This window comes from Yoonia vestfoldensis (assembly GCF_002158905.1).
In the GTDB taxonomy this organism is placed as follows: Bacteria; Pseudomonadota; Alphaproteobacteria; order Rhodobacterales; family Rhodobacteraceae; genus Yoonia; species Yoonia vestfoldensis_B.
Genome location: NZ_CP021431.1, coordinates 2,422,170 through 2,435,448, shown reverse-complemented (window position 1 = coordinate 2,435,448; position 13,279 = coordinate 2,422,170). Strand labels below are relative to the sequence as shown.

Here is a 13,279-nt window from a genome sequence, read left to right as displayed (position 1 = left end):
CTGCGCAGGCCGATGCCATGGACGATGCATTGGCTCTGATCGAAAAGCATCGGGAAATTCCAGCCTTCGTGCCACAGGGTGAACCGTTTGATGCCCGTGCTTGCATGGCTGATAAATCAGTATTTTCGATTCCAGTGACGATGACGATCCCGTTTGCGGTCGCACTGGAAGATGCGATGTCGCGCGCTGCGGCCGATGTCGGGTTTCGCTACACGGTTTGGGAAACGCAAGGCGGGATGGATTCCTACATCCAAGGTGTCGATCAGGCTATGTCGCAAGGCTATGATCTAGTCGATCTTGCCGGTGGTCTGAACCCTGTCGTGATTGGGCCGCAACTGATGCAGGCGCGCGAGGCGGGGCTGACCATCACCACGACCCATCTGTATGATGAAACGCAGAAACAGGCTGACATCGTCGATGCCTCCGCCAAGGTGCCATTTTCCACAGTCGGTGACATTCTGGCGGCTTGGGCATTCATCCAAACTGACGGTGCGCCCAATGTCCTGATCATCGGGTCCGACGATGTTCTGCCGACGACGCCTTTTGTCGAAAGCATTCAGGCGTCGCTGACCGAATATTGCCCCGATTGCGCGCAGCAATATCTCAACGTGCCACTGGCCGAATGGGGCACGCGTATCCAATCGGGTGTGCAATCGGCCTTGCTGTCGAACCCTGATATCAATTTCATCATCCCAATCTACGACAGTATGTCACAATTCGTCACCCCCGCCTTGCGGATCGCCGGGGCCGATGTGCCGATCGCAAGCTTCAATGGCACTCCTTTCGTGCTTGATATGGTTCGGGAAGGTACGGTGCAAATGGTGATCGGGGAAAGCCTTGGCTGGGCCGGATATGCGGCGGTCGATGTGCAGATGCGCCAGCTCTGCGGGCTGCCGGTGCCGGATGATCTGGGCATCCCGCTGGTGATTTTCGACGAATCCAATATCGAAACCGTCGGCGTTCCGGCCAATTTCGATGATGGATATGGCGATGCACATATCGCCGGTTTCCGCGAACTCTGGATGCTGGACTAAGCCATGAATGTCGAGCCGCTGTCCCCGCCCGGTGTCACCACGCATGACGCCGATATCCTGCGGATGTCAAATATCAGAATGAAATTCGGCCCTGTCGAGGTGCTCAAGGATGTTACCCTGACACTACGCCGCAAGGAAATTCTTGGTCTGTTGGGGGCGAACGGGTCCGGCAAGTCAACGCTGATCAAGGTGCTTGCGGGGTTCAACTCACCTGAACCCGGCAGCGTCGTGCGGCTCTGGGGCGAAGACCTGGCTCTCCCGCTTGATGCAGGGCAAATCCGGCAGATGGGGGTCGCCTTCGTGCATCAGCATCTGGCCTTGGTACCAAGCCTGTCGGTGATCGACAATATGCTGATCTCTGACAGATCGCTGCGTCCGTACGGCATTAACTGGGGCAAAGAAAGGCGCAGGATATCGGCACTGATGGCCGAATTCGGCCTGACCATAGACCCGGACGCGATCGTCGCGTCACTCTCCCCGGTCGAGCGTGCCTTTGTCGCCATCGTCCGCGCCTTTGCCGAATTGCGACAATCGGATGCAGGCCGGGGCGGAGAAGGTATTCTGGTGCTGGACGAACCGACACCATTTCTGTCCGTCGCTGATGTCGATAAGCTTTTCACGCTTCTGCGTGGTATCCGCGAAACCGGCGCGTCGGTGATCATCGTCACCCATGACATTGACGAGGTCTTGAGCCTGACCAACCGTGTTGCCGTGATGCGCGACGGGCGGCTTGCGGCAATTCTGAACACGCAGGATACAAGCCGCCAGCAAATTCTTGATACAATCGTCGGTCGGGTGATATCGGCCTATGACCGTGCTGCCAAAACAGCGCCCACACATCCCAATGTGACGATCACGGGCTTGCTTGGTGGCCGGTGCAAAGGATTTGATGCAACGCTGAAAAAAGGTGAAATCCTTGGTATCACTGGCCTGATCGGCTCAGGCTTTGCTGATGTGCCGTATCTTTTGTTCGGTGCAACACCCGGTCAGGGGCAAATCACTGTGGGCAAGACGCAGTTGGACGCGGCCCATCTGTCACCTGCAAAGGCGCATGGCGCAGGCATAGCCCTGTTGCCGGGCGACAGAATGGGGCAGGGCGGTGTGGCCACCCTCTCGGTCACCGAAAACGCTAGCTTTCTGGCATTGCCCCGCATGCGGCACGGTCCGGGGCTGAGCCATGCAATGATGACACGCGCGACCAAAGCGCTGATCGCAGCACATGATGTGCGCCCAGCCAATCCGGCGGCGGACCTTGGCAATCTGTCGGGTGGCAATCAGCAAAAGGTATTACTTGGCAAATGGCTGGCCGAAGAGCCGCAGCTTTTATGCCTCGATGAACCGACGCAGGGCGTCGATTACGGCGCACGCCAGCAGATTTTCGCAGCCTTGGATCAGGCTGCAGCACGCGGCATGAAAATCCTTGTCGCCTCAACCGATCACGAACAGCTGGCACAGCTTTGCGACCGGGTGATCGTGTTTCGCTGGGGCGTGCCGGTGCAGGAACTCACCGGCGCTGATGTCGCCAAAGACAAGATCGCGTGCGCCTGTCTGGGCAACGATCTGCGCCAAACCAATGACGTCCCTCAGGATACGGAGGTCTTTGCATGACGGCAGGAACGACCAACCCCATCACCGCCAAACCCCGCCGCAACTGGACAAAAGAGATGGAGCGTTTTGCCCTGCTCGGCGCTTGGGCGGTACTGATCGTCGTTTTCGCGCTGGCCGTGCCGGATACATTCCTGAAATGGCGAACTTTTAGTTCGATGTTCGGATCACAGGCGGTGCTTGTCGTTCTGGCGCTTGCGATTCTGGTGCCGCTGACGGCGGGGGATTTTGATCTATCCGCCGCCAATGTGCTGGTCTTCACCGCAATGCTGGTGGCCGTCACCAATGTGCAGCTTGGTCTGCCGATTGGCCTGTCCATCGTGCTGGCGCTTGGCATCGGGGCGCTGATCGGGGCGATCAACGCCTTTTTCGTGCTGTTTTTCCGGATTCATTCGCTGATCATTACGCTTGGCGTCGGCACCTTCCTGCAAGGGCTGACGCTGTGGATGTCGCAAAGCCGCACGATCTCGGGCATTTCGATGGAGCTTGTGCAACTGGTCGTGATCAAGCGGTTGGCCGGCATCCCGCTGGCCTTTTATTACGGTCTCGCACTGGCCTTGATCATGTGGTGGGCGCTTGAATACACAATTGCGGGCCGCAAGCTGTTGTTCGTCGGGCGCGGGCGCGAGGTGGCACGGCTGAACGGCGTCAAGGTTGACAGGGTCCGCGCCATGGCACTGGTCACCTCATCCACCCTCGCCGCGATTGCCGGGGTACTTTATGCAGGCATGACAGGCTCTGCTGATCCAAACTCGGGGTCCGGCCTGTTGCTGCCGGCCTTCGCTGCGGCATTCCTCGGGGCCACGACCCTTTATCCCGGTCGGTTCAACCCTTTAGGCACGCTATTGTCGGTTTACTTCCTGATCACGGGAATCACTGGGCTGACTATGCTGGGCGCCGATGCCTATGTGCAAAGCCTGTTCTATGGTGGCGCACTTGTCGTGGCTGTATCCCTGTCACAGCTTGTACGTGGCCGCCAACCGCAAAGCTTTGGCTGATGATGGATGAAATCCTGACCGCCTTTCTGGGGGGTGCGCCCTCACCCGATGACCGCGCGATCTATGTTGATCAACTGTCGCGACTGCGGGCGATCGCAGATAATCCCTTGTTGCGCCCGAAAGATGGGCTGCAAAAGTCTGATCCGTTTGGGGCAGGCTATCCATGACCTTGCCACCCCTCACCACGATAGCCGCGTTGCGGCAAGCATTGGACCAGCGCAGAGTCTCGGCACACGAGCTTACGCAAGATGCCATCGCGAAAGCGCGTCTTGGCTGCGCTTTCGCAACCATCCGCGCGCTGCCGGGCAGGGATGGCCCCTTGGCCGGTATCCCGCTGGCGCATAAAGATATGTTCGACCGACCCGGTGAAGCGGTCGGCATGGGCGCACATGCATCGGCCGCGACGATCGGCACTGGAACCGCGACAGTGCTGGACCGCCTCGATACCGCTGGGCAGGTCGATATCGGGCGCCTGCGGATGAGCGAGTTTGCCATGGGGCCGTCCGGCCATAATGCGCATCACGGCATGCCGGACAACCCTGTGGTGGCTGGCGCAATCACTGGGGGGTCGTCCTCCGGCTCGGGCGTGGCCGTTGCCGCTGGGATCGTCCCCGCAGCGCTCGGCTCAGACACCGGCGGATCAATCCGCATTCCGGCGGCCTGCAACGGTGTGGTCGGCTTCAAACCGACACAGGGGCTGGTGCCTGTCGATGGCGCCATGCCGCTGTCGTGGACGCAGGATTGCATCGGCCCGCTTGCGGCATCTGTCGGCTGTGCGCTGCAGATACTGGAAATCATCAGCGGGCGGCATTTCCCGACGGTGACCGGTTTCCTGCGGATCGGTCTGCTATCCGGGCCGATGCAGGCGAGCGCCTCTGCCGCCATGCAGGCCGCAATGGCCGATGTCGCGCAAGAGCTCGCCCGCAACCACCACCGCCTGACATATCTGCCGCTGGCGTTTTTCGACGACCTCACCGAACCCGCCAACGTTATCGCGATCAGCGAGGCCGCGACAATCCACGCGGACCGCCTGCGCCTGCATTCCGGCACCTACGGGCCACAAGTGCGCGCGCGCTTGATCCAAGCAGCGGCCATTCCGGCGCAAAGCTATCTGCGCGCCCGTCAGATCCGGCGAGCGGCGCAGCGGCAGATGGCAGAGGTTTTCACAACGGTCGATGTGATCCTCATGCCCACCTTGGCCGATGTGCCGCCACAAGCTGGCACCGTCGATATCGGCAATGACCCGCAGCTTGATCGTGTGATTGCCGGGCTGACGCGTTTCACGCGCCCTGCCTCTTTGCTTGGCTTGCCCGCAATCAGCCTGCCGGTCGCAATGGTGCAAGACCGCCCGCTGTCCTTGCAAGTCATCGGCCCACCGCACCAAGAGGCGCGTATCGCTACCATCGCCGCCCAGATTGAGACGATAATGGCCCTGAGGCCCACTCACCCATTTGCCGCATAGAGGAAGGATCAACCATGTTCGATTCCAAACCATCGCTCGACAAGACAGCGATATCCCAGCTTTTTACCCAAGCCCGCAGTCAGAATGGTTGGCGCCGTCAGCGGGTGTCAGACGAGACATTGCACGCGCTTTGGGATATCCTGAAATTCGGACCGACATCGGCCAATTGTTCGCCGGGCAGGTTCGTGTTCATCACCAGCGATGCGGCCAAGCAAAAACTGCGCCCTGCACTGTCAGGCGGCAATCTCGACAAGACGATGTCCGCGCCGGTCTGCGCGATCATCGCATGGGACCCTGCGTTTTACGACAAATTGCCCGTGCTCTTTCCCCATACCGACGCCCGCCCATGGTTCACCGGGTCTGAATCTGTGGCCCATGAAACGGCCTTCCGCAATGGCACGCTGATGGGTGGCTATCTGATGCTGGCCGCACGCGCGCTGGGCCTTGATGTGGGGCCAATGTCAGGCTTTGACGTCGGCATGGTCGAAGAGGCCTTTCTGGTAGAGCGTGGCTGGAAAGCGAACTTTCTGTGCAACATCGGCTATGGCGACCCTGAAAAGCTGTTCGATCGGCTGCCGCGCCTGAGATTTGATGAAGCCTGCGCTATCCTCTAGTGACCAATGTGGCGAGGTGTTCGAGCGCTGCCGCCTCGCTGACGACATCGGCATATTTCGCTTTCATATCAAATAGGTTTGCCTGATGCGGCGCGTCATGCCTGTCGCCACAGGCATCTGCGACAACGATGGTGCGAAATCCGTGGCTCATCGCATCGACACAGCTGGCGCGTACGCAGCCGGAGGTGGTTAGCCCCGTCAGCAACACGCTGTCGCAACCAAGGCAGATCAGGGTGGACGCCAACGATGTGCCAAAAAAAGCGCTGGGATATTGTTTTTCAACGACGATCTCTGTTGGTTGTGGCACAAGCCCCTTTGCAAACTCACCCGTCGCGCGCCCTGGCAGGAAAGCTTCCAAAGGTTTCGCTTTTTCAAAAAAGCGACCCCCTGTCACACCTGCCACATCATAAGTCATCTTTGTCAGGACAATAGGGATGTTGGCGGTCTGTGCAGTCTTACGCAACCGCAAGGCTGAGGCCAGTGCGCTGTCGACCTCTGCATAAAGCGGGCAGTCTGGATCAAAATATGCCTGCGCAAAATCGATAAGTATCAAGCACGGATAGCGTCCAAACCCGACGGAGTTGTTATAGACATGCGCATAATTCTGCTGAAGGTCGGTCATCTGTATCCCACTGCTTTTCCTTCTCCATAATGTACGGACAATATACATGTTTACAACAGAATTCATGCGGCATTTCCGAGGCAATGTCTGGCGGACCGTTACCCATTAAGCGCGTTTCGCAGCGGCAACGGTGTTGGCCAATTCCGCGCCGGCGGTGATGCCTTGCCGAAGAGCCGTTTTTTGCATGCGCCAATGGGGCACAGAGCCTGGCCAGTGACCCGCCCGTCTGTTTGCAGACCTTATCGCCTTCTTCGTCCTCCGGATCGACCACGCCTCTTAGTGTGTCAGATCAGGGGTACTGATACGTCATCAGCAACCTACCTTAGGCATCAAAGTGTTATGTTGTCACAATTTGGTAACTTGACAGCTACGCGGCTTGTCATGAAAAAGTACACATGTTTTAGGTGTATTGATGCCAATAAACGCAAGTCATGGATGTTTAAATTGTGCATAAAGTAACCCATTGGATGGCGCACCACGGCTTCGATGTCACGATAGTCGCGGATGTTGTCCAAGCAGATGCTGCAGGCATCTTACCGCATTCTGACGTCGAAAACGCGGCCGTACGAAATTTGCTTTTGCCTGACATGCGCACCTGCTTGCAGGCACATGTGGTTCCAGCATTGTTAGACTTGTTCGGTAGTGACGCGCGAGCCACAGAACTTGTCACACAGATTACCTTTGCCGAGCTGAGCACAGGGTGAAAGATTCCTCATACCATAGACCTTGGGCGTGGGCATCCGCCAGTTATCTTTATGGAGCGGGCGGGGAACGCTGCCAGCCTTGCTGGTTCAAACCCGAAGCGCCGCATTATGATATTTACCCCAAGGCGCGGGAGGCGAAATGCCTGTCAGTGACATTGAATCCCGGTGTGCTTTTGGTCCAACCGGCGGGCTGGTTTCAGCAGGCTTTGTTGCACAAATCCCATCATGAGGGGATTCACTGTGTGAATCCAGCGTGGTAGCGGGTTGCGATGAGCAGCTGGACACCGACTACGTACAAGACCCGGAACTGGGCAGAGTACAATCATTCACTTAAGCAGCGGGGATCGCTGTCGATCTGGTTTGATCCAGAGATGTCATGGGAAGCAGAGGCCTCTGGACGCCGTGGGCGTCAGAAAACCTACAGCGATGCAGCCATCCAAGCCTGTTTGACCCTCAAGGTACTATTCGGCTTGCCCTTGCGGCAGACGACCGGGTTTGTGGAGAGCTTGCTGAAACGGGTTGAGCTGGACTGGTCGGTGCCGGACTTCAGTACCCTGTGTCGGCGTCAGAAGACGTTGTCCGTCGCCATCCCTTACAAGGGATCAGCAGGACCACTTCACCTGCTTGTCGACAGCACAGGCATTAAGGCTGAAGGCGAAGGAGAGTGGAATGCCCGCAAGCATGGCGGTCCAAAGCGCCGCTTGTGGCGCAAGATCCACATTGGGGTCGATGAGGAAACGCTGGAGATCCGCGCGATCGAGGTGACGAGTAGCAGCATTGGGGACGCCCCGATGCTGCCAGACTTGCTCAGCCAGATCCCACCTGATCAGGAGCTTGGCAGCGTCACGGCGGACGGAGCATATGATACACGCAAATGCCATGATGCGATTGCGGCACGCAATGCGCACGCCGTCATACCCCCGCGCAAGAACGCCAAGATGTGGAAACCTGACACAGCAGGAGCGAAAGCGCGTAACGAAGCAGTGCGATCCTCAAAGTATCTGGGTCGTGCTTTGTGGCGAAACCTGACTGGATATCACCGCCGGAGCCGCGTTGAGACAAAAATGCATTGTGTAAAGCTACTCGGTCAGCGCCTCTCGGCGCGGGACTTCGATCGCCAGGTTGCAGAGATCCAGATCCGTGCCGCGATCCTAAACGGCTTCACAGCTCTTGGCATACCGCGTACGGTCGCCGTAGGCTAAATCCGTCCGGGGTCAGGGGAAACACGTCCCCAAGCGGGTTTGTGCAACAAAGCCCATAGAAAGCCTGTCGAAAATCAATTAAGCAATCACCGAAATCGGCTTATAGTTGTAAGTGATGAATCGCGAACAACTTTAAAGTAAAAGAAATCTGATGCGCTTTTGCAGGCTCAGTGACATGGGCAGGCGTTGCCCAAGCTGTTAGGGCAAGGTTCTACACCCTTCCCGGAAAAGCGACCGAAACGTTACGATATTGGTGCTTGGGTGGGTATAAATGTTACCGACAGATTTTGTTTAATAATTTGTACTAGACAGCAGATCAGCCAGAGGGGATACAGCACCAAGGAAGCAACGAAAACTGAACCGATGCCGTGGGGGCTCATTGAATCACTCCGACCTTTTCGGAGACCCAAGTTTTCACTTGGTAATCATCCCGTATCACCCGTCGCTTAGGATGATTTGGGTGAGGCGGATCAGCTTCTATAGCTGTTGTCAGGCCCTTCGTCATCGATATCGGACCTTTTGGAGGTTGCCATGAAAGCTGTAATTCTTGCTGGTGGTTTGGGTACCCGGTTGTCTGAAGAGACGAACTTACGCCCAAAGCCGATGGTCGAGATTGGTGGAAAGCCAATCCTGTGGCACATTATGAAAACCTACTCTGCCCATGGTATAAACGACTTCGTCATCTGCTTGGGCTACAAAGGTTATGTGATCAAAGAGTATTTTTCGAACTACTTCTTGCACATGTCGAATGTCACCTTTGACATCGCGAACAATTCCATGGAAATCCATGACCGTTATGCCGAACCCTGGCGCGTGACGCTGGTTGAAACAGGTGAATTGACCGAGGTTGGCGGCCGGATAAAACGGGTTCTTCCTTTCATTGACGGCGACGACGCCTTTTGCCTGACCTATGGCGATGGTGTAAGCGATGTTGATATTGCCGGTACCATCGCGTTCCACAAATCGCATGGCAAGCTGGCCACGGTCACGGCAACGCAGCCTCCAGGCCGGTTTGGTGCGCTCCAGATCAGTGGCGAAAACACGGTGTCGGGTTTTCAGGAAAAGCCGATGGGGGATGGCGGCTACATCAACGGCGGGTATTTCGTGCTGTCCCCAAAAGTGGGCGATTACATCGCAGGCGACACGACCGTTTGGGAGCGTGAGCCGATGGAAAATCTGGCGCGCGAAGGGCAGTTGAACGCGTGGTTCCATGACGGCTTTTGGAAGCCGATGGACACGCTGCGCGACAAGCGCGAACTGGAAACGATGTGGGACGCGAAGGCCGCGCCCTGGAAGGTATGGGAGTGAAATCATGCGCGTTCTGATTACGGGTAACATGGGATACGTTGGACCAGTCCTGACGCGTCATCTTCGCCGCAAGTACCCCGATGCGGAGCTGATCGGATATGATGCTGGATTTTTTGGTCATGCGCTGACAGGTCCGGCCGCGCTGCCCGAAACGGCGCTGTGCTCTCAGGCCTTTGGCGATACCAGGGACCTACCAGAGACAGCGCTGCAGGATGTGGACGCCGTGGTTCATCTCGCGGCGATTTCGAATGACCCGATGGGTAAGGAGTTCGAAGATGTCACCACCGCGGTTAATCGCACGGCGTCAGTGAACCTGGCAAAGATGGCGGCCCGCGCGGGTGTAAAGAATTTTGTCTTCGCGTCGTCGTGTTCAATGTATGGCGCCGCAGAGGGCGGCCCTCGCAAGGAAACCGACCCAACCAATCCGCTGACCGCCTATGCCAAGTCCAAAATTGGAACAGAGGACGATCTGCGTGCGGCAGATCTGGGGGATATGGTGTTTACGTCACTGCGTTTTGCAACCGCCTGCGGTATGTCGGACCGGTTGCGACTGGACCTTGTGCTTAACGATTTTGTTGCCTGCGCGCTGACGTCTGGTGAAATCACGGTGCTGTCCGATGGCACACCCTGGCGTCCACTGATTGACGTCGAAGACATGGCCCGCGCAATCGATTGGGGTATGACCCGCGATGCCGCAAATGGCGGTGCCTGGCTGGCGGTCAATGCTGGCAAGAGCGCAAACAATTATCAGGTGCGCGGACTGGCCGAAGCGGTCCAAAAGCAAGTGCCCGGCACAAAAGTATCGATCAACACAGATGCACCGCCCGACAAACGCTCTTACCAAGTGGATTTCGCGCTGTTCGAAAGCCTCGCCCCCGATCATTTGCCGCAGGTGGATTTAGAGCTGTCCATCGCCCGACTGGTTGAAGGATTGCGCGGCATGGGTTTTGCCGATGTTGATTTTCGCAACTCCCCGTTCATGCGCCTCAACATGCTAAGAAAGCATCTGGCCTCGGGGCGGCTCGACTCTATGCTTTACTGGGCCAAGCCAACACAGGGTGGGGATCTGCGGCTATGATCTTCAATCCGACACCACTTGATGGCGCCTATACCATAGATCTGGAAAAGCGCGGTGACGACCGTGGATTTTTTGCGCGCTTCTTTTGCGAAACCGAGTTCCGTGAGGCGGGCCTTGAGACAGATTTCGTACAGGTTAACAATTCTCTGACCGCGAAGGCGGGCACTTTGCGCGGCCTGCATTATCAGTTGCCACCCGCAGCGGAGGTGAAGGTCGTGCGCTGCATCCGGGGCGCGCTTTGGGATGTCATCCTCGATCTCCGCGCAGGATCGCCGACCTTCGGGAAATGGTTTGGTGCCGCACTTTCGGCCGAAAACCGGACAATGATGTATGTGCCACGTGGGTTTGCGCATGGATTTGTGACCCTGACGGATGACACAGAGGCATTGTATCTGGTCAGCGCTTTTTACGCACCTGATGCCGAACGCGGGGTGCGCTACAATGACCCCGCGCATGGCATAGAATGGCCCATCGCGCCGGTTGAAATCTCGGACAAGGACCGCAACTGGCCAGATCTTGACGCTGCGTTTCATGGGTTTGAAACGATGCGGGGCGCGTGATGAAAGTTCTGCTGACAGGGGCGAGTTCATTCACCGGATATTGGTTCGCCAAGGCCCTGACCGAGGCCGGCCACGAGGTTGTGGCCCCCTTGTTTCGCGCGCGCGCGGCCTATGCTGGCGACACCCGGGCAGAGCGCGTGTCGGCGCTGGAAAGCATACTGCGCCTGGTGCCGGATTGCGCTTTCGGTTCCCCAGCCTTCATGGCCCTTCTTGATGAACGGTTTGACCTGCTGGCGCATCACGCGGCGACCGTAGGGGATTACCGGTCAGATGATTTCGACATCACCGGCGCGGTGGCGGCGAATACGCATAATCTGCGCGACATCTTGGGCCGTGGCAAACTGCGGGGGATGGTGCTGACGTCCTCTGTCTTTGCCCAGGGCGAAGGCGCGGGTACGGCACCTTTACCAGCCTTTTCGCCCTATGGCCTGTCCAAGGGCATCACCTCTGATATCGTCACCTATCGCGCCGCCGAGGCCGATTTGCCTTTGGGGCGCTTCGTGATCCCCAACCCCTTTGGCCCGCTCGAGGAACCGCGGTTTTGTGCTTACCTGATACGCAGCTGGAAGGCTGGCGAGACCGCGAGCGTGCGGACACCCGCCTATGTGCGCGACAATATACATGTCGACCTCTTGGCCCGCGCATATTGCCGCTATGCAGAGGACCTGCTTGCGGATTGCGCCGCTGCGGCGCTTTACCCCTCTGGCTATGTTGAATCGCAAGGTGCCTTTGCAACAAGGTTCGCGGCTGAAATGCGGTCGCGTCTGGGGCTGGCCTGTGAACTGGAGCTGGCGCATCAAACGGAATTCTCGGAACCAGCGTTTCGGGTCAACACGGACCTTGCGACTGTCTTTGTCCCGGACTGGGATGAGCAGGCGGCCTGGGACAATATCGGTGAGTTCTACAAATGAACAAGTTGATCCGTCCGCCGCAACCGCTCTGCGCCAAACGCATGTTGTTTCAGCGGAGAAAACTCAGGCACAAGCTGCGCAAATATTTTGGCCCGCGAACCCGATTGCGTGACCGTCTGGAGAGCCGCCGCCCTATCAGCACGCGCTTTTTGAAAAGCATCACGGGTGTCCGGGCTGATGCTGCGCCACGGCATATCGCGATCTATGCGCATTACAATCCGAAGGCCTGCATCTCAGCGATGGTGCTCAAGCAGCTAGAGGCAATTCGCGCCGCGGGCTTCGAGATCATGCTGGTGTCCATGTCGCAGATCGACCGCCAAGAGGATTTGGCCGCGCTGCGCCCGCTTGTGCGCAGTATCGTGGTCCGAAAATCCTTTGGCCGCGATTTCGGCGCTTGGCACGATATCATCCAGAGCAATTTGGCGGTTATGCGCGGCGCCGAGGAAATCCTGCTGGTAAATGACAGCCTGCTTGGCCCTTTCGCCCCGATCGATCCCCTGTTCGAGAGCATGCGCCAAGGCGGAGATGGTGTCTTCGGGCTGACCGACAGCCCTGATATTGAGCCTCATCTGCAAAGCTACTTTTTGCTGTTCACAGGTCAGATTGCCATTAGCGCCCTGCTGGATTTCATGGATTGTCTTCAGTTATCCTTTGACAAGACGACAATGATCCAACGCGGTGAACTCGGCTTGGCGAGGTTCCTTGCCGCCAGAAATGTCCCGATGAACGCTCTGTACCCCTTTGACGAGGTAGAGGAAAAGGCGCGTGACGTTGATATGTATCTCGAGACGCTATTGGCATGCTATCCGAGTTTGCGGGGCCAATATGTAACCACGGATTCATTTGGTGCGGATTTCGATGCCGTGCGGTCGAATAGATTGCAGATTAAGTTCCACCTGCTTGGTCTGGCGCTGAACCCAACGCATTACTATTGGCGCGTCCTGATCAAGGAATTCGGTTTCCCTTTCATCAAGACCAACCTGATCACGGAAAATGCAGCGCGCATCCCCGATATCGCGGATTGGCCAGACGTCATCCCGCATGATGGACCGGTTGGACGTCATGAGGCAGAGCAGCATCTGGGCATCAAATAGCCCTGAAACAAGGAAAACATCATGTCCCAGAAAGTCCGATACGCTGGCGGGGATGCATTGGCAAAGGTGCATTGGACCAATGGCACG

General features: G+C 57.5%; 13 protein-coding genes. 12 read left to right on the top strand and 1 reads right to left on the bottom strand.

The window, feature by feature from the left end; genetic code table 11:
* The first annotated feature begins 17 nt into the window (after positions 1 to 17).
* From LOKVESSMR4R_RS12145 to LOKVESSMR4R_RS12125, 6 genes are read left to right on the top strand one after another with little or no spacing between them, the layout of a single operon-like run.
* A complete protein-coding gene (locus LOKVESSMR4R_RS12145) occupies positions 18 to 1,034 on the top strand; it encodes a sugar ABC transporter substrate-binding protein (protein ID WP_157898207.1) in 1,017 nt (338 codons plus the stop codon).
* 3 nt (positions 1,035 to 1,037) lie between these two features.
* Positions 1,038 to 2,642 carry a sugar ABC transporter ATP-binding protein gene (locus tag LOKVESSMR4R_RS12140; RefSeq protein ID WP_087208759.1) on the top strand — a complete coding sequence of 535 codons (1,605 nt, stop codon included), beginning with the start codon at positions 1,038 to 1,040 and terminating at the stop codon, positions 2,640 to 2,642.
* Positions 2,639 to 3,637 (top strand): ABC transporter permease, encoded by a 999-nt coding sequence (locus tag LOKVESSMR4R_RS12135; protein WP_087208755.1) that lies wholly within the window; start codon positions 2,639 to 2,641, stop codon positions 3,635 to 3,637. The genes LOKVESSMR4R_RS12140 and LOKVESSMR4R_RS12135 overlap by 4 nt, the downstream gene beginning before the upstream one ends.
* Positions 3,637 to 3,804 carry a hypothetical protein gene (locus LOKVESSMR4R_RS20205; protein WP_157898206.1) on the top strand — a complete coding sequence of 56 codons (168 nt, stop codon included), beginning with the start codon at positions 3,637 to 3,639 and terminating at the stop codon, positions 3,802 to 3,804. Before LOKVESSMR4R_RS12135 ends, LOKVESSMR4R_RS20205 begins: the two co-directional genes overlap by 1 nt.
* A complete protein-coding gene (locus LOKVESSMR4R_RS12130; RefSeq protein ID WP_087208753.1) occupies positions 3,801 to 5,099 on the top strand; it encodes an amidase in 1,299 nt (432 codons plus the stop codon). The genes LOKVESSMR4R_RS20205 and LOKVESSMR4R_RS12130 overlap by 4 nt, the downstream gene beginning before the upstream one ends.
* Positions 5,100 to 5,113: 14 nt before the next feature.
* The gene (locus LOKVESSMR4R_RS12125) at positions 5,114 to 5,713 is read left to right on the top strand and encodes a malonic semialdehyde reductase (RefSeq protein WP_087208751.1); all 600 of its coding nucleotides are present in this window, start codon (positions 5,114 to 5,116) and stop codon (positions 5,711 to 5,713) included.
* Here LOKVESSMR4R_RS12125 and LOKVESSMR4R_RS12120 read toward each other — a convergent pair.
* Complete coding sequence (locus LOKVESSMR4R_RS12120) at positions 5,703 to 6,335, bottom strand: isochorismatase family protein (protein ID WP_087208750.1); 633 nt, start codon at positions 6,333 to 6,335, stop codon at positions 5,703 to 5,705. The genes LOKVESSMR4R_RS12125 and LOKVESSMR4R_RS12120 overlap by 11 nt on opposite strands.
* A gap of 973 nt (positions 6,336 to 7,308) precedes the next feature.
* Here LOKVESSMR4R_RS12120 and LOKVESSMR4R_RS12110 point away from each other — a divergent pair.
* The 6 genes from LOKVESSMR4R_RS12110 (at position 7,309) to LOKVESSMR4R_RS12085 (ending at position 13,192) form a co-directional block, all read left to right on the top strand.
* A complete protein-coding gene (locus LOKVESSMR4R_RS12110; protein ID WP_087207531.1) occupies positions 7,309 to 8,241 on the top strand; it encodes an IS5 family transposase in 933 nt (310 codons plus the stop codon).
* 531 nt (positions 8,242 to 8,772) lie between these two features.
* A complete protein-coding gene (gene rfbF, locus LOKVESSMR4R_RS12105; RefSeq protein WP_087208747.1) occupies positions 8,773 to 9,549 on the top strand; it encodes a glucose-1-phosphate cytidylyltransferase in 777 nt (258 codons plus the stop codon).
* 4 nt (positions 9,550 to 9,553) lie between these two features.
* Positions 9,554 to 10,627 (top strand): NAD-dependent epimerase/dehydratase family protein, encoded by a 1,074-nt coding sequence (locus tag LOKVESSMR4R_RS12100; protein WP_087208745.1) that lies wholly within the window; start codon positions 9,554 to 9,556, stop codon positions 10,625 to 10,627.
* The gene (gene rfbC, locus LOKVESSMR4R_RS12095; RefSeq protein WP_087208743.1) at positions 10,624 to 11,187 is read left to right on the top strand and encodes a dTDP-4-dehydrorhamnose 3,5-epimerase; all 564 of its coding nucleotides are present in this window, start codon (positions 10,624 to 10,626) and stop codon (positions 11,185 to 11,187) included. Before LOKVESSMR4R_RS12100 ends, rfbC begins: the two co-directional genes overlap by 4 nt.
* Positions 11,187 to 12,098, top strand: coding sequence for an NAD-dependent epimerase/dehydratase family protein (locus LOKVESSMR4R_RS12090; RefSeq protein ID WP_087208741.1), 912 nt, complete (start codon positions 11,187 to 11,189; stop codon positions 12,096 to 12,098). Before rfbC ends, LOKVESSMR4R_RS12090 begins: the two co-directional genes overlap by 1 nt.
* Positions 12,095 to 13,192 (top strand): rhamnan synthesis F family protein, encoded by a 1,098-nt coding sequence (locus tag LOKVESSMR4R_RS12085; protein WP_335673962.1) that lies wholly within the window; start codon positions 12,095 to 12,097, stop codon positions 13,190 to 13,192. Before LOKVESSMR4R_RS12090 ends, LOKVESSMR4R_RS12085 begins: the two co-directional genes overlap by 4 nt.
* Positions 13,193 to 13,279 lie beyond the last annotated feature (87 nt).